The following is a 20,806-nucleotide window of genomic DNA, read 5'->3' as shown; positions in this document are numbered from 1 at the left end:
TTATCAAACGCCTGAGTTGTAAAGCTCGGCGAGGTAACTGTCCCGCATTGACTTCATTTCCTGTCATAGCAGGTTCGCTACACTATAACACCCTATGTCTCATCTTGTGGGTCTATTTCGCGTTTATGCGCGTCCAGTTTGTCTTGGAGTTTTTTAGTGAGCTCCGCTGCGCGCTCTTTTTGTGGTTTTGACGCGCCATATTTCACGCGATTGGACGCGGCGCGTTTCACTTTAGAATGACGTGCCGCGGCCTTTTTGGCTTTGTTGAAATTGACGATATCGCCAGTCATTAGCGTGGCGCGATCATGAGTTCGGGGCGAACGACTTCGTCAAATTCCGCTTCCGTCACAAATCCGAGCGCGACAGCTTCTTCGCGTAGGGTTGTGCCGTTCTTATGCGCGGTCTTGGCGACTTTTGTGGCATTGTCATAGCCAATTGTCGGAGCCAGCGCCGTGACGAGCATGAGGGAACGCCCCATGAGGTCAGCGATGCGGTCTTCATTCGCCGTGATGCCGACCACGCATTTATCGGCAAAGCTGCGCGACGAGTCGGCGAGGAGCGTGATGGATTGCAACATGTTATGGGCCATGACCGGCTTATAGACGTTCAATTCAAAATGACCCTGGCTACCCGAAATCGTCATGGTCGTATTGTTCCCCATGACTTGTGCGCAGACCATTGTCAGGGCTTCGCACTGCGTCGGATTGACTTTGCCCGGCATGATGGAACTGCCCGGCTCATTCGCGGGCAGGGAAATTTCGCCCAGGCCTGAACGCGGGCCGGAGGCGAGGAAGCGGATGTCATTCGCGATTTTAAACAGGCTGGTCGCGACCGTGTTCAAGGCCCCATGGGCAGAGACAAAGGCGTCATGCGCGGCGAGAGCTTCGAACTTATTCTCCGCCGTGCGGAAGGGTAGGCCCGTATAGCTGGCGACTTCAGACGCAAAGTCTTCGGCGAAACCTGGTTTCGCGTTTAGGCCTGTTCCAACGGCCGTGCCGCCTTGGGCAAGGGGGTAGAGTTCTTCCAATCCGCGCTTCACCCGTGCGATACCGAGATCGAGCTGCGCGACATAGCCGGAAAATTCCTGCCCCAATGTGACGGGTGTTGCGTCCTGAGTGTGGGTGCGGCCGATCTTGATGATCTTTGCGAAACTTTCCGCCTTATCGTTCAGCGCATTTCGTAGAACTTGAAGCTGCGGGAGGAGTTCATGCGTGATCTGCTCCGCCGCTGAAATGTGCATGGCGGTCGGGAATGTGTCGTTCGAAGATTGGCTGCGGTTCACATGGTCATTGGGGTGAACGGGCGATTTGGAGCCGATGACGCCGCCGAGAATTTCGATGGCTTTGTTTGAGACGACTTCATTTGTGTTCATATTGGACTGTGTACCCGAACCCGTCTGCCAGACAGAGAGGGGGAAGTTGTCGTCCAATTTACCTTCGGCCACATCGGATGCGGCTTGAACGATTGCGTCCTTAATTTCGGCTTCCAGATTATCCGCCTTATGGTTCGCAATCGCGGCCGAGCGCTTGATAATGCCGAGCGCCCTGATGAGTGCAGGCGGCATGGTCTCTATCCCGATGGGGAAGTTAATAAGCGAGCGGGCTGTCTGCGCACCGTAATATTTATCAGCAGGTACGGTGAGTTCGCCGAAGGAGTCGGATTCAGTACGGAGGTTGGTCATAATAAGCGGTCTTTCGGAAAAAGAGATAGATAGAAGGTCCGAGGCAAAGGAAAAATGCCACTAAGCCGAGATAGCCATTATTCGTCAGCCACATAGTTAAGTACACGATTGGAATAACTGAAACAAAACTGCCGAAGCAAACCCATTTCGCCAGCTTATTTGTCCAATTTGGTTTTTCGTTACGAGCAACAAACCAAGGGTTGCGCTCATAGACTTGCCAATAGGGCGCTTTTGCAAACAAAAACGGCTTCAGCATAGCTTACTTCTTCCGAAAGCTATCCAGGCTCACAACCTTTTCACCGTCATTATCCGGCTTGTCCCCGTCATCATCCTTATCCGCTTTCGCAGGTTTAGCTTTCCCCAGTGATTTCGTCATCGGTGCGCCGAGGGCTGTGCTGGGATTTGCGGCGGGCTTCGCAGGCGCGATTTGTGCGATAGGTTCGCTGCCCTTGCCGCCCACGCCGTCCATTTCTGGAGGTGGATCGAATTGCAGGGCGAAGCCAACACTCGGATCGTGGAAGCGGGAAATCGCGTGATAGGGGACTTTCAGATATTTCGGGATGCCGCCAAATTTCAGCGTGACTTCGAACTCATCCGCATATGCGTTCAGATCCCAATATTGATGTTCCAGAACAATCGTGATTTCTTCGGGATATTTCTTGGACAGTCCTTCGTCGATTTCAACGCCGGGATAGCGGGTCAAAAAAGTGATGTAGAAATGATGTGCGCCCGGCAATCCGTCTTCGCGAATAACGCGGCGTATCGCATCGCGGACGACACCCCGCAGGGCGAGTTGCGTCATTTGCTCGTAATTCATCAGGTCTGAACTCATGCACATACAGTAACCCGCCCAAAGCGGATATCAACAGTCATAAAGCCGCGATTGCGTGTTTTTTAGTTCATCCTTCCGTGTTCAGGCGTATGAAAAGGCATGAGCACCCCAACCGCAACTCAATCACCCGCCGTGAAAATGGACGGGTTCTTCTATCCACCGCACGCCAAGCCGTTGAAAGGCGATGAGGGATTTATCCATGCGACGTGGAAGTTCCTTCGGAATCCGGTCGAGGGATTCGGTCCGCTCGCCTATAATCAACCCATCGTCAGTGTCCCGAATTTCGGCAAGAAACTCCACGTCATCACGGACCCCGAAGGTATGATGCAGGTCCTGCAGCATGAGTCGAAGAAATTCACGAAAACCGCGATTGATGCCCGCATTCTCGGCCCTGCCACGAAAGAGGGCTTGCTCTCGGTCCACGGCGAGCAGTGGAAGCGCCAACGCAAAGCCGTCGCGCCGATGTTTCGTAAACGCCATATGGAAGACCTCGCGCCGCTCATTGCGGAAACGCTCGATTCGTTCTGCGACGGATTGGACGCAGAGCCGGACGTCGAGTTGAACGCGGCGATGGCGGAATTGACATTCGATGTTTTGGCCAAGGCATTACTCGGCGACCCACAAGGCTTAGATGGTGAGCGATTAAAATACGCGACGCGCAATATGGTCACGAGCGCGGGGACATTGCGCCCAGATGATCTTATCCCGTTTCCCGCCTGGGTCCCGCGTCCAATTTCGCCAAAAGGGTCGCGGGCGTTGAAAAAGTTGAAAAAGGCCGCGGATGAATTGATTGCACAGCGAAAAATTGAGCCTGTTGAAGATGATCTCGTGAGCCTCCTCATCGCTGCGCGCGACCCGAAAACGGGGGAGGGCCTCTCTGCGCGTGAACAGCGCGACAACCTGATCGGGTTTTTCATCGCGGGGCACGAAACGACGGCTTTGACCCTGACTTGGGCGCTTTATCTCGTCGGGATGCACAGACCAACTTTGGAGCGGATACGCGAAGAGGTCGTGGCGGTCTGCCCCGAAGGCAATATCGCCTATGACCAAATGTCCGAGTTGAAATTCACGCAGGCGGTCATTGACGAAACCATGCGCCTCTATCCACCCGCGCCGATGTTGAACCGTCTCTGTCATGAGGACACGGTCGTATCGGGGCGGGAGATTAAAGCGGGCGACAGTTTCCTGCTCTGTAACTATGTCATGCATAGGACAGATCGGCTCTGGGATAATCCGCTGGCCTTCGATCCGGATCGCTTTCTGCGCGACCCAAGCCTAAAAGCCAAAGGTGCGCCCTATATGCCTTTCGGCGCAGGGCCGCGCATCTGCGTCGGCGCGGCCTTTGCCACGATGGAAGCGGTCATGAGCCTCGCGCGGCTGGTGAGGGATTATGATGTGGAGATACCAAGTGATTGCTATCCGAAACCGTTAATGACGGTTACATTGAGGCCGGAAGGTGGAGTACCTGCGCGGATGGTGAAGCGATGATCTCTGCTTGGAGACACCATTCAGTTAAAATTGCAAGCCCGGACGGAAGGCATAGGGCTGTCATAAATCGGTTATATGAGATCGCAATGGGGGCTCCGACATCTGGAGAACTATCTTTAGATGATCTGCCGCTTGGCCCAGGGTTTGGGCCGTCTGCAGTCTGGTCGACTGACTCAAAGTTTCTTGTTGTTCCTAGATGGATAAGGAATGCTCAAATCCTGAGTTTGATAAATGCCGATACAAAAGAGATGCGAATTGGAACAACGCGCTTTAGTGTTTTGGAGCTCGAAGCGCTCGAAGGAAAGAAGCTTACTGGTGTGAACAGTCCTATCTATCAACCGACGCTCATCGAAATTGATATAGCCACGGAATTTAAGCTTTAAGAAAAAAGTGGGGAGTTCCTGTTGCCAGCTACTCCCCGGAGCCCGCCTAGGGGTCTGATGCCCTAGGAGTTAAGTCGGATTGTCCGAACAGCTTACGCTGCTAGGGCAAAATCCTCAGAATAATTGTCATTAGCAATTATAATAGTTGAGCATTTATCGGTGCTCACACGAACGAAAGCTAACATCTTTAGACGTCTGTCGATCCTATTTCGACCCCACTGAAAAGCCCTCTCCCATCCGTGGAGACGGGGGAGAGCTTAATGGTGGAGTCGCCGGGTACCGCCCCCGGGTCCAGTCCGCTTATTACATGCGCGTTTATCGTCATATCTGGCAAGCCAGCCCATAACATATGCGCCGATAAGGCTTTGATTTCAAGGTCTGACCGTAGGATTGTCACAGGCGATTGCGAGGGGTAAGTCTTCGTTAGTAAGGAGAATCCAATCCCCGATATTCGCACGACATCCATTCTGACTTACCTCGAACAGCTTGTCGCCTTTGATACGCGCAACGGCTCGGGCAATGAGATAGTCTGTGTCCGGTATCTGGAAGAAGCCCTGAAAGCTTTTTCGCCCGATAGTCTTCATGTCGGAGAGGTTGCGCGTTCCCGGGGGAAATCAAATTCCGGTTATGTGCTGGCAAGCTGGGGGCAACCGAAAACGGTTCTGAATGTTCATATCGACACCGTGCCAAGCGGGGCGGGGTGGACGGGTGATCCGCTGACCCTCCGTCATGAGGGTGACCGCGTCGTCGGCCTAGGGACGAGTGATATTAAAGGCGCTGCGGCCTGTATTCTCGGTGCGTTGGAAGCGGTGACACCCAAAGATGTCGCCATCCTGTTTTCTGGCGATGAAGAGCATGGCAGCGAGGTTATGCCTGCCGTCATCGCGGATGGACGTCTGACCGGTATTGAAACCGCTATCGTTTGCGAACCAACCTCCTGTCATGTTGGGCGAACCCATCGTGGAATGTTAGCGATTAGCGCAGAGTTTCAGGGGGTTGGTGGGCATAGTTCACTTGCAGATGTCACTGCGAGGCCTCTGCTGGAAGCTGCGCGTCTGGCCGCAAAGGTCGGCGATTATGCGGACGCAAATCTCGATTTTGGTGTCGACCCCTTCAAGGGCCTCTGCGTGAATATTGGCGAGATTGAGAGTGACGGTGCATATAATGTCATCCCGACCCTCGCAAAACTCTGGCTCTCCCTCCGCCCGCCACCCGGCGATAATGTGCGGCAGCGGGAGGCGGATATTTACGCATTGGCGAAAGATGCGACACTGGACACAATTGTTGCATTTGAACCCTTCGCAACGAAAGACATTTCCGTTTTCTCCAAAGTCTTTGGTGACACCGAAATTGTCGATCTACCCTATTGGACCGAGGCGGCGATGACGAGCGAGGCGGGCATCAACACCGTTGTCTACGGTCCCGGTAATCTGGAACAGGCTCATAAGCCGAATGAATATGTCGAGATCGCGCAACTGGAAACGGCCGCGCGGCGTTACGCCGTTGCGCTGCAAGGTGTGCTGTCATGAGTGTTCGCGAAACCGTCCTGCAAAGCCTCTCCGCCGTCGGGGCTCAACGCGACGCGCAATATTATGCGGAATTGTTTGCGCAGCAGGATGCCGAGACATTTGCCATGCTCGTCCTCGACCCGCGTTGTCTCAATAATCCGCTGCTGGAGGCGATGACGTCCGCCCTGCGCATTCTCTCCAACCTCCAACTCAGTCCTATTCTCGTCATCGGCGCGATGGAAGATAATCCGACTTCCGTGAAGTTTCAGGCGCAACGCCTGTCGCGTGACTTGGACCGTTCGGGTGTAAAAAGCGCGAAACTCAATACGGCGAGCTATGGCCTGATTGCCGAAGTCCGGCGGAAAGCACGGAAAGGCATTGTGCCGATTCTGGAAATGACAGAACGGCGCGGGCAGATGAACTTGTCCAAATTGGTCTCTGAATTGAAACCGAACAAGATCATCTTTCTGCAACCATCCGGCGGACTGAACCATAACGGTATCCGCCGCGAAACGTTGACGATTGCGGATTTGCCGGATTTCATGGAGACCGAGAACTTCTCCGCCGGACAAGTGCGATTTTTGGATTGCGTCTTAGATCTAGATAAGACGGCAGAGTCTGGTCGTAGCTATATTATTGCTTCGCCTCTAAACCTGTTAAGCGAGCTGTTCACCGTGCGCGGGTCAGGCACGCTCATCCGCCGTGGTGCGGAAATTTTAAGGGGGGAGAGTTTCGATGCTTATTCGAAACCTGGCCTGTCCAAAGCTATGGATGAAGCATTCGGCAAACGCCTCAATCCCGCTTTTTTCGACACGCCGCTCCTAAAAGGTTTCATTGAATCCGATTATCGCGGTGGGGCACTGTTTAAGACGCTGGCGACCGACTCAGGCGAGCTGACTTATCTTTCAAAGTTCTTCGTTACACGAGAAGCGCGGGGTGAAGGAATTGCCCGCGATATTTGGGATGCGGCCTGTGCGGATATTCCCGCCTTTGTCTGGCGTTCCCGTCTCGAAAATCCGTTCAATTTCTGGTACATGAAACAATGCGACGGTATGCAACTGTCCGAGAATGACGGCGGGGCTTGGCGTGTGTTCTGGAAAGGGTTAGACGCCGCGCTCGTACCGGATGCCATCGCCGCCGTCACATCCGCTCCCGATGATTTTTCCTGATAGGATTTTACAATGACCGTTCACATTAATGCCGCTTTTGACTCTGGTAATATCATTGTTGAAAATGCGGATAATGCTTCGGATATCCGCCTGTCCATCCGTAAGGATACGAACTCGCATTTCTACCAATGGTTCTATTTCCGCCTAACGGGTGGCAAAGACACGCCCTGCACGCTGCGCCTGACCAATGCGGCGGATGCGGCGTTTAAGGGCGGTTGGGAAGACTATAAAGTCGTCGCGAGTTATGACCGCGAGGAATGGTTCCGCGTCGCCGATACGCGCTATGAAAACGGTCATCTCGTCTGGGACCACACGCCGGAAACGGACTCCGTTTATTACGCTTACTTTGCGCCTTATAGCATGGAACGTCATGCCGACCTGATCGCGGATTGTCTCCAACATGACGGTGTCTCGCTGGAGGTTCTCGGGACGACTGTCGAAGGGCAAGCTATGGATTGTCTCTCCGTCGGAGAGGGAGACAAAACGATCTGGGTCATTGCGCGTCAGCATCCGGGTGAGAGCATGGCCGAATGGTGGATGGAAGGTTTTCTCGCACGCCTGCTGGACAGCGAAGATGCTGTCGCAAAACAGCTGCGCAAAGATATTACATTCCGCATCGTCCCAAATATGAACCCGGATGGTAGCCGTCACGGGAACCTCCGCACGAATGCTGCGGGGGCGAACTTGAACCGCGAGTGGGGCGTCTCGACGCCGGAAAAATCACCGGAAGTGCATTGCGTGATTGCCGCCATGGATGCGGATAAGCCTGTCCTTTGCCTTGATGTCCACGGCGACGAAGCGTTGCCCTATAATTTCATCGCGGGTGCGGAAGGCATTCCAGGATATACGCAGAAACAGGCGACAGACTTGGCCGCGTTTCTCACGGCTTATAAAAAAGCGTCACCTGATTTCCAGACGAAGGTTGGCTACGGTCTCTCCGCGCCCGGCACGGGCAACCTGACCATGTGCACGAATTTCACCGCGCATCGTTATGACTGTCTCGCCATGACACTGGAAATGCCGTTCAAAGATAATGCGGATGCACCGGATGAGTCGGTTGGCTGGAGCCCGGATCGTTGCGCGGAATTAGGTGCGGCCATGTTGGATGCAATGGCGGATGTTATAGGCCAGCTTTAGAAAATTTTGGGGTCACGGCTTTCGCCGCAACCCCTACGCCGGAATGAACGCCCCGTCAGTTACCGCCGTGGATAGAGGATAGATGGGAAACCGATCCTCTGTTCTGTGTCTAAGACCTGTTGCAGAGTTGGTCTGTAACGCGCGTCACACTGAAAACCAGATTTGTCCACAAGCTGACTCGCCGACTCGGTAGAGACGGGTTAGATAAATTTCATGCAGCAATATCTCGACCTTCTTCGCCACGTTATGGAAAACGGAACGGACCGGATGGACCGGACGGGTACGGGCACGCGCGGCGTGTTCGGGCATCAGATGCGGTTTGATCTGGCGGACGGTTTCCCTATGGTTACGACGAAGAAGCTGCACAAAAAGTCCATCGTGCATGAGCTTATCTGGTTCCTCGCGGGTGATACGAATATCCGGTATTTGCAGGAGAATGGTGTCAAGATCTGGGATGCGTGGGCGGACGAGAGCGGCGATCTCGGTCCGGTCTATGGGAAACAATGGCGGCGTTGGGTTGGACCTGACGGCACGGTGATCGATCAGGTCAAAAATGTGGTCGAGGCGATCAAGATCAATCCTGCCTCACGCCGTCACATTGTCAGCGCATGGAACCCTGCCGATGTCGATGATATGGCGCTGCCGCCGTGCCACTGCCTGTTCCAATTCTTCGTCGCGGATGGGAAGCTGAGTTGTCAGCTCTATCAGCGCAGCGCGGATATTTTCCTAGGCGTCCCGTTCAACATCGCGAGCTACGCGTTGCTTACACATATGATGGCGCAGGTATGTGAGTTGGAAGTTGGCGATTTTGTGCATACATTCGGCGACGCGCATATATACGCGAACCATTTCGAGCAGGTGGAGTTGCAGTTAACGCGCGAACCTATGGCGTTGCCGAAGTTGAAGTTGAATCCCGATGTGACGGAAATTGACGGTTTTACGTATGAGGACGTGAAGATTTTGGGGTACAAAGCGCATCCGCATATTGCCGGGAAGGTTGCGGTTTGAAGCTTTCTATCCCTCAAAAACAACTAATTTTGTTGAAATTGTCAGATGAGTTTGAAAATTTGCCAGATTTTGGCGATAATCCAATTTATGACCCCAAAGCTCCCCAGATATTGTGGCTCGCAAGAGTTGGAGCTATGATAAGAAAGGTTAGTCTCTCTAACGGAGCGGGTTTCAAGGCTTCAACAGAGACTATGTTTAACTCCTATATGTGGGTTGACGGATTAAGAGGTGCTTTGTCTAGCGTAAGAGATGTTATTGAGGACCTTAAATTAGAGCTTGAACTTGAGGGACGAGACGAGATTGGAAACATATATAAAGCTGGCTCAGAATTCGACTATTTCAAAGACTTGAAGGTGATTTTTAGTCAAGCGAAACGGAAAATTTTTTTGATTGATCCCTATTTTGGAGAAGACGCTTTTCGAGATTATTTTTCTGATTTCAAAGGCGAATACGAACTGAGTATCTTATCGCAAGGTTCACAAGCCAAGCAACTTCAACCTTACGCAGACAAACACAAGAAACAATTTTCCTCATCGATAAATTTACGAACAAGCAAAAAGGCGCATGACAGAGTTTTTTTCGTTGATGGTACTGACGGATGGATAACTGGAGGTTCGATTAGTGACGGCGGAAAGAAACCGTCTTACATTATTCCCATGCACCCGCATCTAGTTGCCGAGAAACAAAATCTCTATAATGAACTTTGGGATAAAGCGGCAGTAATTGTTTGATTATATGCAGTATTTTAAGCCTTCTTCACAAACTCTGTCTTCAATTTCATCGCTCCAATCCCGTCAATTTTACAATCAATATCGTGGTCTTCGTCAATCAGCCGGTTGATCCGGACCTTCGTTCCGACCTTTGCGACTTTCGACGTGCCTTTGACTTTCAGGTCTTTGATAATCGTGACCATATCGCCGTCCTGCAGGACGTTTCCGTTGGCATCTTTATAGACCCGGGCACCAGGAGCGGGCAGTTCGGGGTTCCATTCATGGGCGCATTCGGGACAGACGAGTAGCGCACCGTCTTCATAGGTATAGGCGCAATCACATTCGGGGCAGGGCGGGGTTTCAGACATCGCAAGACTTTCAGTTAGGTCTCACGCCTTGCATCAAGCGCCATTCCGCGTCATCAGAAATTTAAGAGAAAAGAGGACATTATGAAACGTATTCTAGCAACCACAGCGGCCATTCTTGCCTTAGGCACATCTTACGCGGCCTCTGCCGATGATCTGACGACGGCGGTTGTCGATGATTATGATTACGTCCTCGACCTTTATAAGCATTTTCACGAGAACCCTGAGTTGTCCCTCATGGAAAAGGAAACGTCAGCGCGGTTTGCGAGCGAGTTGAAGTCGCTTGGCTTTGATGTGACCGAGAATGTCGGCGATGATTGGGTGCGCGAGAAGGTCAAAAAGGATGTCGGTGAAGTTTTGCCCGGCGTCGGCGGTTACGGCGTTGTCGCCGTGATGAAAAATGGTGACGGGCCGACGGTTATGCTGCGCGCGGATATCGACGCGCTGCCGCTCCTCGAAAAAACGGGACTGCCCTACACCTCCAAAGCTATCGGTACGGATCATAAAGGCAACGAGGCGCCCGTCATGCATGCCTGCGCCCACGACAGCCACATGGCAATCGCTGTCGGCGCCGCGCGCCAGCTTGTCGAGATGAAAGACGAGTGGTCGGGGACGCTGGTCATAATCGGACAGCCCGCCGAGGAAATCGGGCTCGGCGCTTTGGCGATGTTGGAAGACGGCCTCTATAAAGAACATCCGAAGCCGGACTATGTCCTCGCGACCCATACGTCGGGTTGGGATGCTGCGGGCACGATCGCGTATACGTCCGGCTATGCGCTCGCCAATGTTGATAGTGTCGACATCACGATCAAGGGCGTCGGCGCGCATGGCTCCGCGCCGCATATGGGTAAGGACCCGATTGTGATTGGGTCGCAAATTGTGAATGCGCTGCAGACGCTTGTGTCGCGCGAAGTCAACCCGCTCGAGGCCGGCGTTGTGACGGTCGGTTCTTTCCAAGCGGGTTATAAGCACAACATCATTCCGGATGAGGCGAAACTGCTCATCACCGTGCGGTCCTATGACGACGGTGTACGAAAGACTTTACTGGACGGGATAGAACGTATTGCGATTGCACAGGCGCTGTCTGCGGGTTTGCCGGAAGACCTGATGCCAATTGTTGAGATGGAGAGCGACTATACGCCTTCCACCTTCAACGATCCCGAAATGACAACCCGCGTCATGAAAGCTATTGGTGAGTCTATCGGGACGGAAAAACTTGTAGAACGTCCTCCGAGTATGGGCGGCGAGGATTTCTCGCAATTCCATCGCTATGACCGTGATATCCCAACCTTCATCTTCTGGACGGGCGGGGCGGATGCCAAAGCGATGAAAGCAGCGATGTCGGGCAAGGGCGATTTGCCACCCGCAAACCATTCACCTTTCTTTGCCCCCGAACCGGAGGCATCTCTTACACTGGGTGTGCAGTCGATGACGGCGGGTGCGTTGGAGCTGTTTGAGGAATAGTCCCGTAATAACGGCGATAGAGTTGGGCGGGATGTTCGCCCAATTTATATCGTAAGAGGATGTTCAGGTTTCGAACTTGTGTGCGAAGATAGCCGTATTTTTTGAATCGTCTGGCCGATGTCGTAAGGGCTAAGCTCGATTTACGGACTTTCCCTTTCGCTTTTAAAGCGCTTCGAAGGGCGACATCCTCCAAGAGTGGATAGGTGCAGAGGTTTAAGTCTAGGGCTTTGTAGTTTCTCAAACGAAAAAAATATCCCTGATCCCCAAATGTCGTCAAGGCACTCTCAAATCGACTGAAAACTGAAAAAAGTTTCAGCCAGAAGGAACGATCTTTGAAACGAAGCGGGAAACAGCCCAGAGTTATGTTTTGGTTGGCGAGGAGACGCCGTATTTCGGCGACACTCTGAGTGTGTGGAACGCTATCGGTGTGAAGAACCCAAATCGTATTCTGGTTGGCTTGATCTATTCCTGCCGCAATCTGTGACCCCCGGCCTCTTGAGGCGGGGATGTAAGTCAGCGGGATTGAACCAGAATTGGAGAGCGTGTTCTGCGGCGGTTCTCGAACGACGCCATCACTCACGATGATCTCTGCCACGTCTAGAAAAGACAGCGACAGGAGCAAATTGGCGAGGGCAGGATCATCCTCATAGGTTGGAATAACGACACTGATCTCTGCATCCGTCATTACAAAGCCGGATCATCCGGCATGGCGACATTTTTCTGCAGGCTCATGGCCTGGTCGGCCTCTGCGACGTCGCGCAAATTTCGCAAGATTTCTGGAATACCGATGCCGACTTGTTTGCGAATAACCCGGTCAGGAATAGGAAAGTTAGGCTCAATGGCCGCTTGATAAATGACGCGCGTATCGGTCAGGGAGAGAGGAATAATGTCCCAACGGCCCTCTTGGACTTTCAAATCTCCGGATATTTTCGTAATTGTCATCACAAGGCCGTCGCGCTCATTGCCGGAATAGTCCGTGCGGAAGGTGGAATTGAATTTGGGGAGGTAGGGGCTGACGGCAAATTTCTGTTTGCGGATGTCCCAAGTTTTATCTTCCGCTTCTTCTAAGACGTCGCATTCGCGAATATCGCTAGATATTTCATACATCCGGTCACAGTCCAGCATGATCTCCCAAATGCGGTAGGCGGGAACCATGATATCTATACCGCCTTGAGAAATACTTGGTGAGTGCTCCCGTGTCTTGTCCTTCCAGACGGAAATAATGGCCTTGCCTCGTTCGAGTTGCTGAATTTCCGGGGGTGTTAAGTCAGGCTTGTCAAAAGCCAGAGCAGAGGTCGGCAGCATGAGGGAGAGGAGAAAAAATGCGGTACGGGTCATACCTGTTAGCTAATGCGTCACTCGTTATTTTGGAAATCACGTGGGTTCACATTCTTGCGCTCGAACCGTGACCGAACGATCCACCATATCACGACCGCGCCGAACATCTTTCCGATAATGCTCATCGTAATGTTGGGGCCGGTTAGTTGGTCAGGGCGGATTATTTCTGCGCCGTAGAGAAAGATGGTCGTGTCCAAAGGCGCGGCAATTGCGGAAGAGAGCAGGACGCGCGTGGACAGGCGGTATTTCGTGAAGGTGAACAGCGCCCAGTCCACCATCTCCGCAATCGCAAAGGCTCCGCCACTCGCCAGTGCTAGTTCCGGTCCGGCCGCCCATGCCGTCAAGGCAAGCGCGATCGCCATGGCGATCAAGACATAATGCCCAACTTCCCGCTGGGCAAAATCCCGCACGACGAGCACGAGACCCGTCACAATCGTCACAGGATTGAACGCCCATCCCGGCAGGACTTCCCACATCGGGGCCCATGTGAAAGACCAATTGATAAAGGGAATCAGCAGCACATAGATGACTGTCATGATGGGCAGGGCGAATTTGCTTCGGGGCTTTTCGGAATAGGTCGACATAAGGCAAGGGCTTAGGCTAGGCCTCCCGTCATGTCTACGAATCCCAAACTCTGCGCGGTCGTTGCGATGGACCGCAATCGCGTCATTGGCCGTGATGGCGATCTGCCGTGGCGTCTGCCGTCAGATCTCAAGCATTTCAAACGTGTGACTTTAGGTAAACCGTGCCTGATGGGCCGCAAGACGTGGGAAAGCCTGCCATTCCCTCTGCAGGGTCGTCCAAATCTCGTCCTAACGCGGGACCAAAATTATGACGCGCCAAAAGCTCAAATCTTTACTGATATGAGGGACATAGTTGGATGTGGGTTTGAACTTGCAGGCGCGAGTGGCTTTGACGAAGTCATGCTGATCGGCGGAGCCCAGCTTTACGGATCATTGCTTCGCCATTGTGACCGACTTTACGTGACACATGTTGACGCAGAGGTGTCCGGTGGCGACGCGCATTTCCCGATGATTGATCCCGGAATTTGGGAGGCCGTTTCGACACAAGGTCCTATCCAAGCGCCAAAAGATGACCACGCCTTCAGTATAACGATATATGACCGCAGACCTAAAGCGCTTTCTCGCACGTAAGAACCTTGAAACTGCGGTGAACCCGCTCCACATGTGCGTTAACTGATTTTCGGAGATGACATGCCAGATAATAATAGTCCGTGGGGCTCAAAGCCCGGCGGCGGAAAAGGACCCAACGGAAATGGCGGGAATTCGCCTTGGGGTAACGGACCAAAGCCAACCCGCCCGCAAAGACCCAATCGCGATAATGTAATCGAAGGGTTTAAAAACCGGACCCGCACAGGCGGTGGGGGCAATGGTGGCGGAAATGGCCAAATGCCGGATTTCAAAATCGGACCCTTTGGCCCCGTTGCAATTGTTTTGGGTGCTTTAGTCGTCTTCTTACTGAGCACAATGGTCTATACAGTCGACCAGACAGAGCGAGCGCTTGTTATGCGCTTTGGCGATTATGAGCGGACATCCGGTCCCGGGCTTCACTTTAAATTTCCAAATCCGGTTGAGACTCTCTATCGTCAGGAAACCGAGATTATCCGCAAAGACGATATTGGCGGAAACGACACAAAGTCTCTAATGCTGACAGGCGACGAGAATATCGTGGATATTGATTTTACCGTATTGTGGCGGATCAACAATCTCGCCGATTACTATTTCGAAATTGATGATCCGGAAGTCGCCGTCAAAGCTGTTGCTGAGAGTGCGATGCGCGAAGTCATCGGTAAAAACGAATTGCAGAAAATCATCACAACAGACCGTCTCGCAATTACAACGGCTGTTCGTGATTTGATGCAAACGACCTTGGATGAATATAAAGCCGGCGTTCGCGTTGTTGAGGTGCAGTTGCAAAAAGCGGATGCACCGGATCAAGGCGGCGTTGTTGCAGCCTTCCGCGATGTCGTGGATGCCGCGCAAGAGCGTGAGACAAGCATCAACCAAGCGATTGCCAAGCAGAATACTATCGTTCCGGAAGCCCGGGGTGAAGCCGCGCAAATCCTACAGGATGCGGAAGCCTATCGTGACCGTGTGATTGCCGAAGCCCAAGGTGAGGCCGAACGGTTCAATAAAATTTATGAAGAATACGCAAAAGCGCCTCAGGTCACGCGTCAGCGCCTCTATCTCGAAACGATTGAGGAAGTTTACGCCCCCGCCGAGAAGGTCATTCTTGACTCTGAAGGTGGCCAAGGTGTTGTGCCTTATTTGCCGCTTAATCAGCTTAACGGAAGTCCACGCACAGCAGGAGGTCAGTAATGTCTAACCGTCTTATCATTATCGCAGTCGCGGCTGTTGCTGCGGCCATCCTGATTTTCAGCTCGCTTTTTACCGTGCAAGAACATGATCAAGCGATTGTCTTCCAATTTGGTGAAGCCAAACGCGTTGAAAATCCTTGGGGTGAGGAAGCTGATGCGGGTCTAAAGTTTAAACTTCCTCCACCATTCCAGAATGTTGTAATGGTTTCTCGACGGAATCTAGAAGTTGACTTGCGTCCCGTTGAGTTGCTGGCCTCTGATCAGGAACGCCTTATCGTTGATGCTTTCGTGCGCTACCGGATTACGGACCCGATCCGTTTTTACGAAAAACTTCGGAATGAGCGCGGTGCGCAGGATCAGTTACAGGCTATCTTTGATTCGACACTGCGTGACGTTCTGGGTCGTGTTGATACGCCCGAAATCATTTCTGGCCGTCGGTCCGAACTGATGGCAGAAATCCAATCCGTCGCCGACACAGTCGCTGAAAATGAGGACCTTGGCATTGATATTATCGATGTGCGCATCAAACGCGCCGACCTGCCGCAGGAAAACTATAGCCGTGTGTTTGACCGGATGGTATCTCAACGGAAACTGGAAGCCAATCTGATCCGGGCCGAAGGTCAGGAACGGGCGCGTGAGATTAGTGCGACTGCGGAAAAAGAAGCGACTATCATTCGCGCCGAAGCGCAGCGTCAGGCTGAGATTACGCGGGGTGAGGGTGACGGTGAGCGGACACGTATCTTCGCGGAAGCATTCGAAAAAGATCCGGAATTCTATGCGTTCTATCGCTCTATGGAGGCCTATAAGAAAGGTCTCGGTACAGGCACAACCTACGTTCTGTCCCCGAATAGCGATTTCCTCGGTTACCTTGATAACCAGCAGGGTCCGCGTCGCCGCTAGGACTGGACCATGGGCATCGCGCTGATTGCCTTTGGCGGCTTTGTTCTACTGGAAGGGGTCATTTGGGCCTGTTTCCCGGCGCAAATGCGCGAGATGTATCGCCGGATGATGGAGGAGGTCGCGGATCGTGACCTCCATGTCGTTGGGCTGGTAAGCGTATTTATCGGCGCAGCCATGTTGGTTTACGGCGTAAAACTCATTAATGGATGACGCAATTGTAAGCGGGATGCGGCGCTCCGCCCCTTGGCAGGGCGCATCATATCGCTAGGGTGGTGATATGAAAACTTTACGCTCTCTTTCCCTTGGTCTGGCGCTCGCGGCTTCTGTTGCGATTATGACGCCGCAAGTCACCTATGCCGCGCCGACGCCGGATGGCTTTACCGAACTTTCGAAACGTCTCTCGCCCTCTGTTGTGAATATTTCGACAGCGCAAACGATTGAGGTGGACACGTCAGAAGCACCTGCGTTCCCCGAAGGTTCACCGCTCGAAAGATTCAACGATTTCTTCGGCGGCCGGAATGACCGTGATGGTCGGGTCAGCAAATCTCTCGGTTCCGGCTTCGTCATTGATGATGAAGGCCATATCGTCACGAATAATCACGTCATTGAGGATGCTGACCTGATCGAAGTCACATTTCCGAATGGTGATACTTATGAAGCCGAACTCGTCGGGCGTGATCCGGCGACAGATATTGCTGTGCTCAAGATTGAAACAGGTGCTGACATTCCTGCTGTGCCATGGGGCGATAGCGATTCTTCGGAGGTCGGCGAATGGGTCATCGCGATAGGTAACCCGTTCGGGTATTCCGGCTCTGTTGCTGCAGGCATCATATCTGCGCGGAACCGCGATATATCATCCGGAAATTATGATGACTTCATCCAGACCGATGTCGCCATTAACCGCGGTAATTCCGGCGGGCCTCTGTTCAATATGGACGGCGAAGTGATTGGTGTGAACACGGCGATCCTCTCTCCAACAGGTTACAGTGTCGGGATTAGCTTTTCAGTGCCGTCTGAACTCGCGCAATCTATTGCGTCGCAGCTCATCGAATTTGGCGAAACGCGCCGAGGCTATCTTGGGGTGCGTCCGCAGGCGGTGTCTAACGCTATCGCGAAAAGTTACGGCTTGGACTCGGCGCAAGGTGCACTCGTGAAATCCGTTGTTGAGGGTAGTCCTGCAGATAAGGGTGGATTGCAACGCGGCGACCTCATTCTGTCATTGGGAGGCGAACCGTTAGAAGCGTCCCGCTTACTTTCCCGTCGCGTGGCCGAAGCGGAAATCGGCAAACCGCTGGAAATTGAAATTCTCCGTAAGAAGAAGAAACGCACCATCACCGTCGAAATTGAACGGCTGAAAGAACAGGTCACGGATGAAGAGAAAGTCCGCCGTGAAGTGGCGTCTGGCAATGCCGAACGCTCTATTGCGGGGATATCCGTCGAAGCACTCTCAGAGGATGTGCGCGACCGGAACCGTATTCCATCGGATGTCAAAGGCGTTCGAGTCGTGAAGGTCAATAAACGGGCAGAGGCCAGTGGGAAGATTCTGAAAGGCGACATTATTGAAGAGGTCGGCTTTGAACAAATCGCCACACCTGCCGAATTTGAAGAGGCGATGACAGCCGCAGGTGAGAGTGATGACCCTGTCACACTTCTCATCAATCGCAACGGCAATTACATCTTCTACGCTCTCGCGCCGAATAGCTAGCATCATCACATCATGTCATCGTCCGACTTGATCGGACGGTCCACGGCGCGGATTTTGAGTAAAGATCAATAATCGTATTTCGTAGAAATCTTGCACCATGGATCCTCCGGTCAGTCCGGAGGATGACATAGTATTGAGACTGGTGAATAAAGTCCCTTATTCTTCAATAAACTCTGCGTCTGAAAACCCTTGATAATACAGGGCAGTACGCAAGTCGGTAAACCTGATTGCGGAATGCGCGGCTTCTGCGACTGCGGGTTTGGCGTAATAGGCGAGCCCTAATCCCGCCGCTGTGATCATGGCCAAATCATTTGCCCCGTCGCCAATTGCAATCGCATTAGATGTGTCAGTGATATGGGACCGCATGGCTTCCAATTTTGCCTCACGCCCCAATATCGGCTTAGCAACTTGCCCGGTCAGATTTGTGCCATCATCCAACAGGATATTCGCCTGATGATGTTCAAAGCCACAGGCCTCTGCCACGCGGCCTGAGAAGAAGGTAAACCCGCCCGAGACGATAACAGTCTTCGCGCCCGCCGCCTTCATGGTCTGACAAAGTGTCCTCGCCCCCGCGTTCAGATGGATGCGTTCATCGAAACAGAGTTGCAGCATGGAGAGGGGAAGGTCTTCCAACAATCCGACACGTTCCCGCAAAGCGCCGTCAAATCCGATTTCGCCGCGCATGGCGCGTTCTGTGATCGCGCTCACGCGGTCTTTTACGCCTGCATAATCCGCGAGTTCGTCAATGCATTCCTGTCCAATAAGCGTGGAGTCCATATCGCAGATGAGGAGTGATTTTCGTCGGCCCTCGACTGGCATGACGCAAATGTCGACTTCGATGCCTTCAGCATCTAAGCGTTTTGCGCCGTCTTGCGATGTTGTGAGCTCGGATTGTCCCTCAACGGCTTTGCCTTTGGATAAGACGCGCGAGACCTTCAATCCAACGGCTTCCTGTGCCAATCGTAATGCGTCTTCATCCGAGTTTTTCAGGACAAGCGTTGTAATGGTGTCTATGACCGAATCTGACATGGAAACTACTCTGTAATGAAACCCGTGATTTGTATCGCAGGCCCAACCGCCAGCGGCAAGAGCGCCTATGCGGTTCGCGTGGCCAAGGCTGTGGGCGGAGAGATCATCAATGCCGATGCGTTGCAGGTCTATTCCGATCTCCACATCCTCTCAGCACGTCCCACAGAAGATGAGGAGTCGCGCGTACCGCATCATCTCTTCGGACATGTTGCGGGAGATGTTCGCTACTCGACAGGCGAATGGTTGCGAGATGTGGAGCCGCTCATTCTGGCGTGTCTGGCCCGAGACGTGGTGCCCGTTCTTGTCGGTGGAACGGGGCTTTATTTCCGTGCGCTGTTGCAGGGCATTGCGGATATTCCACCTATTGATGACCAAACACAGCGTGAGACCGCCCAACTTTTGGATGAGGACGGGATTGGTGCGTTGCGCGCCTTGGCTGAAAGGCTAGACCCGACCGCGACCGCGCGTGTCCTCGGCGATGACCCGCAACGTCTGCAGCGTATCGTGAATGTTGCACGTGGAACATCGCGTGCGCTTACGGCATGGCAAGCCAATACGCGGTCTGTCGTGCCGTTACGTTTCGCAAGATATTGTGTTCTGACACCGCCGCGCGAAACGCTCTATGCCCGTATCAATGCCCGTTATGACGAGATGTTACGCGGCGGCGGGTTGGAGGAGGCGAGGCGTGTGTTTGATTTAAACTATGATCCAAGTCTGCCGATGATGAAAGCCATCGGTTTGCGTCAACTCCGAAGCTATTTCAAAGGGCTGTCCTCATTGGATGAAGCGATTGAAGACGCAAAACGCGAGAGCCGCAGATTCGCGAAACGACAAATGACGTGGTTCCGCAATCAACCGCCCAAGGGGAAATTGCTTTTGACAGATGCTGATAAAGACGCATTTCTGGAATCCATGACCGGAGTTTCGTTTTGAACGTAAAAACGGCTCTCTGGTTGGCGGCGAGTATTGTCGTTCCAATCCTCTTGCTCCTCTTTGCAGAGACCCTTTTCGGGGTGACGCAGGCGGATATCACGGCGTGGATGACATCGCTCGACAACTCGCCTTGGGCTATTCCGATCACGATTTTTCTTTTCTGCGCTTTGGCGTTTGTTGGCGCGCCGCAATGGATGCTCGTCACGGCGGCGGTCATTGCCTTTGGCCCGATAGAAGGCGGTGTCGTGTCATGGGTGGCCAGCCTGACCTCCGCTTCACTCGGTTTTTATATCGGGCGCCTGGCGGGGGCGGAACGGCTGTCCCGTATTGATGCGAAGCTGATCCGGAAACTGTCCCACGCCGTGCGGCGCAATGGGTTCATGACGAGCCTTGTCGTACGACTTGTCCCGACGGGTCCCGCCATTCTTGTCAATCTCGCGGCGGGTGTGTCGCGGATGAACTATATCCATTTTCTGTCCGGTACGGCGATCGGCATAATCCCGAAAATTATTGTCGTCGCCCTCATCAGCCAGGGCGTCATTTCCGGCCTCTCCGGCAGCCTCATGGCCATCGGCTTTGCAGCGCTGGCTCTGGTTGCAATCGGACTATCATGGGTTGCACGAAAACGGTTGGAAGCGCGTTCACCGCTTTAATGCGAAAAATCGCAGTGATTTTCGGGAATTACGCGGAAGTTTGCTTGCAAATTAGTTAAAGGTTAATCATCACCTTCGACAAAGGTTTATCGGTAAGAGCTGATTCACCATAATAATTCGGGCGGCCTCTTTCGCGAAGACCCAGTGCCCGACAGACCCGGAACG

The 20,806-nt window shown here is 53.1% G+C and carries 24 protein-coding genes and 1 other RNA gene; 15 read left to right on the top strand and 10 right to left on the bottom strand.

The window, feature by feature from the left end; genetic code table 11:
- Positions 1-92: 92 nt before the first annotated feature.
- The 4 genes from ACP9M6_RS11655 to ACP9M6_RS11640 are packed head-to-tail and all read right to left on the bottom strand — an operon-like array spanning position 93 to position 2,513.
- A complete protein-coding gene (locus tag ACP9M6_RS11655) occupies positions 93-290 on the bottom strand; it encodes a DUF4169 family protein (protein ID WP_427451290.1) in 198 nt (65 codons plus the stop codon).
- Positions 290-1,681 (bottom strand): class II fumarate hydratase, encoded by a 1,392-nt coding sequence (fumC, locus tag ACP9M6_RS11650; protein WP_427451289.1) that lies wholly within the window; start codon positions 1,679-1,681, stop codon positions 290-292. Before fumC ends, ACP9M6_RS11655 begins: the two co-directional genes overlap by 1 nt.
- Positions 1,662-1,937 carry a hypothetical protein gene (locus tag ACP9M6_RS11645; protein ID WP_427451287.1) on the bottom strand — a complete coding sequence of 92 codons (276 nt, stop codon included), beginning with the start codon at positions 1,935-1,937 and terminating at the stop codon, positions 1,662-1,664. The genes fumC and ACP9M6_RS11645 overlap by 20 nt, the downstream gene beginning before the upstream one ends.
- 3 nt (positions 1,938-1,940) lie before the next feature.
- Positions 1,941-2,513 carry an SspB family protein gene (locus ACP9M6_RS11640; RefSeq protein WP_427451285.1) on the bottom strand — a complete coding sequence of 191 codons (573 nt, stop codon included), beginning with the start codon at positions 2,511-2,513 and terminating at the stop codon, positions 1,941-1,943.
- Positions 2,514-2,612: 99 nt separating this feature from the next.
- Between ACP9M6_RS11640 and ACP9M6_RS11635 the strand changes: the two genes are divergently transcribed.
- Entirely contained in the window at positions 2,613-4,001 is a 1,389-nt protein-coding gene (locus tag ACP9M6_RS11635; RefSeq protein WP_427451283.1) for a cytochrome P450, read from the top strand.
- Between the two features lie 86 nt (positions 4,002-4,087).
- A complete protein-coding gene (locus ACP9M6_RS11630; RefSeq protein ID WP_427451281.1) occupies positions 4,088-4,384 on the top strand; it encodes a hypothetical protein in 297 nt (98 codons plus the stop codon).
- A gap of 6 nt (positions 4,385-4,390) precedes the next feature.
- Here ACP9M6_RS11630 and ssrA read toward each other — a convergent pair.
- Positions 4,391-4,763: a transfer-messenger RNA gene (gene ssrA, locus ACP9M6_RS11625) on the bottom strand.
- Positions 4,764-5,013: 250 nt separating this feature from the next.
- Here ssrA and ACP9M6_RS11620 point away from each other — a divergent pair.
- The 5 genes from ACP9M6_RS11620 to ACP9M6_RS11600 all read left to right on the top strand — a co-directional run bounded on the left by ACP9M6_RS11620 (position 5,014) and on the right by ACP9M6_RS11600 (position 9,937).
- Positions 5,014-5,913: a M20/M25/M40 family metallo-hydrolase gene (locus ACP9M6_RS11620; protein WP_427451280.1), complete on the top strand. Its 900-nt coding sequence runs from the start codon at positions 5,014-5,016 to the stop codon at positions 5,911-5,913.
- A complete protein-coding gene (locus ACP9M6_RS11615; protein WP_427451278.1) occupies positions 5,910-7,061 on the top strand; it encodes a hypothetical protein in 1,152 nt (383 codons plus the stop codon). The genes ACP9M6_RS11620 and ACP9M6_RS11615 overlap by 4 nt, the downstream gene beginning before the upstream one ends.
- Positions 7,062-7,073: 12 nt before the next feature.
- Positions 7,074-8,198 carry a M14 family metallopeptidase gene (locus ACP9M6_RS11610; protein ID WP_427451276.1) on the top strand — a complete coding sequence of 375 codons (1,125 nt, stop codon included), beginning with the start codon at positions 7,074-7,076 and terminating at the stop codon, positions 8,196-8,198.
- Positions 8,199-8,411: 213 nt separating this feature from the next.
- On the top strand, positions 8,412-9,206 hold the full coding sequence (locus ACP9M6_RS11605; protein WP_427451274.1) for a thymidylate synthase: 795 nt from the start codon (positions 8,412-8,414) through the stop codon (positions 9,204-9,206).
- Positions 9,203-9,937 carry a hypothetical protein gene (locus tag ACP9M6_RS11600; RefSeq protein ID WP_427451273.1) on the top strand — a complete coding sequence of 245 codons (735 nt, stop codon included), beginning with the start codon at positions 9,203-9,205 and terminating at the stop codon, positions 9,935-9,937. The genes ACP9M6_RS11605 and ACP9M6_RS11600 overlap by 4 nt, the downstream gene beginning before the upstream one ends.
- Before the next feature lie 14 nt (positions 9,938-9,951).
- Here the strand turns inward: ACP9M6_RS11600 and ACP9M6_RS11595 are convergent, their stop codons facing one another.
- Positions 9,952-10,284: a zinc ribbon domain-containing protein YjdM gene (locus ACP9M6_RS11595; protein WP_427451271.1), complete on the bottom strand. Its 333-nt coding sequence runs from the start codon at positions 10,282-10,284 to the stop codon at positions 9,952-9,954.
- 81 nt (positions 10,285-10,365) lie between these two features.
- Between ACP9M6_RS11595 and ACP9M6_RS11590 the strand changes: the two genes are divergently transcribed.
- Entirely contained in the window at positions 10,366-11,745 is a 1,380-nt protein-coding gene (locus ACP9M6_RS11590) for an amidohydrolase (protein WP_427451270.1), read from the top strand.
- On the opposite strand, the gene ACP9M6_RS11585 is transcribed toward ACP9M6_RS11590, so the two are convergent.
- From ACP9M6_RS11585 to ACP9M6_RS11575, 3 genes are read right to left on the bottom strand one after another with little or no spacing between them, the layout of a single operon-like run.
- Positions 11,690-12,430: a glycosyltransferase gene (locus tag ACP9M6_RS11585; RefSeq protein WP_427451268.1), complete on the bottom strand. Its 741-nt coding sequence runs from the start codon at positions 12,428-12,430 to the stop codon at positions 11,690-11,692. The genes ACP9M6_RS11590 and ACP9M6_RS11585 overlap by 56 nt on opposite strands.
- Positions 12,430-13,083 carry an SRPBCC family protein gene (locus ACP9M6_RS11580; protein WP_427451267.1) on the bottom strand — a complete coding sequence of 218 codons (654 nt, stop codon included), beginning with the start codon at positions 13,081-13,083 and terminating at the stop codon, positions 12,430-12,432. The genes ACP9M6_RS11585 and ACP9M6_RS11580 overlap by 1 nt, the downstream gene beginning before the upstream one ends.
- A 17-nt stretch (positions 13,084-13,100) precedes the next feature.
- Entirely contained in the window at positions 13,101-13,667 is a 567-nt protein-coding gene (locus ACP9M6_RS11575; protein WP_427451265.1) for a hypothetical protein, read from the bottom strand.
- Positions 13,668-13,697: 30 nt separating this feature from the next.
- On the opposite strand from ACP9M6_RS11575, the gene ACP9M6_RS11570 reads away from it, so the two are divergent.
- The 5 genes from ACP9M6_RS11570 to ACP9M6_RS11550 all read left to right on the top strand — a co-directional run bounded on the left by ACP9M6_RS11570 (position 13,698) and on the right by ACP9M6_RS11550 (position 18,026).
- The gene (locus tag ACP9M6_RS11570; RefSeq protein ID WP_427451263.1) at positions 13,698-14,237 is read left to right on the top strand and encodes a dihydrofolate reductase; all 540 of its coding nucleotides are present in this window, start codon (positions 13,698-13,700) and stop codon (positions 14,235-14,237) included.
- 60 nt (positions 14,238-14,297) lie between these two features.
- Complete coding sequence (hflK, locus tag ACP9M6_RS11565) at positions 14,298-15,422, top strand: FtsH protease activity modulator HflK (protein WP_427451261.1); 1,125 nt, start codon at positions 14,298-14,300, stop codon at positions 15,420-15,422.
- Positions 15,422-16,321 carry a protease modulator HflC gene (gene hflC, locus ACP9M6_RS11560; protein WP_427451259.1) on the top strand — a complete coding sequence of 300 codons (900 nt, stop codon included), beginning with the start codon at positions 15,422-15,424 and terminating at the stop codon, positions 16,319-16,321. Before hflK ends, hflC begins: the two co-directional genes overlap by 1 nt.
- A gap of 9 nt (positions 16,322-16,330) precedes the next feature.
- Positions 16,331-16,531, top strand: a complete 201-nt coding sequence (locus ACP9M6_RS11555) for a DUF2065 family protein (RefSeq protein ID WP_427451257.1) — start codon at positions 16,331-16,333, stop codon at positions 16,529-16,531.
- 67 nt (positions 16,532-16,598) lie between these two features.
- A complete protein-coding gene (locus tag ACP9M6_RS11550) occupies positions 16,599-18,026 on the top strand; it encodes a Do family serine endopeptidase (RefSeq protein WP_427451255.1) in 1,428 nt (475 codons plus the stop codon).
- Between the two features lie 156 nt (positions 18,027-18,182).
- Here the strand turns inward: ACP9M6_RS11550 and serB are convergent, their stop codons facing one another.
- A complete protein-coding gene (serB, locus tag ACP9M6_RS11545) occupies positions 18,183-19,055 on the bottom strand; it encodes a phosphoserine phosphatase SerB (RefSeq protein WP_427451253.1) in 873 nt (290 codons plus the stop codon).
- A gap of 15 nt (positions 19,056-19,070) precedes the next feature.
- On the opposite strand from serB, the gene miaA reads away from it, so the two are divergent.
- Together miaA and ACP9M6_RS11535 are read left to right on the top strand one after the other, a co-directional pair.
- Positions 19,071-19,988, top strand: a complete 918-nt coding sequence (gene miaA / locus ACP9M6_RS11540; RefSeq protein ID WP_427451252.1) for a tRNA (adenosine(37)-N6)-dimethylallyltransferase MiaA — start codon at positions 19,071-19,073, stop codon at positions 19,986-19,988.
- Positions 19,985-20,641, top strand: coding sequence for a TVP38/TMEM64 family protein (locus ACP9M6_RS11535; protein ID WP_427451250.1), 657 nt, complete (start codon positions 19,985-19,987; stop codon positions 20,639-20,641). Before miaA ends, ACP9M6_RS11535 begins: the two co-directional genes overlap by 4 nt.
- The last annotated feature ends 165 nt before the right edge of the window (positions 20,642-20,806 follow it).

It is taken from the genome of Litorimonas sp. WD9-15, assembly GCF_050271975.1.
Taxonomy (GTDB): Bacteria; Pseudomonadota; Alphaproteobacteria; order Caulobacterales; family Maricaulaceae; genus Litorimonas.
Note: the sequence above shows the minus strand (reverse complement) of the source record. Positions and strands in the feature narration are given on the sequence as shown.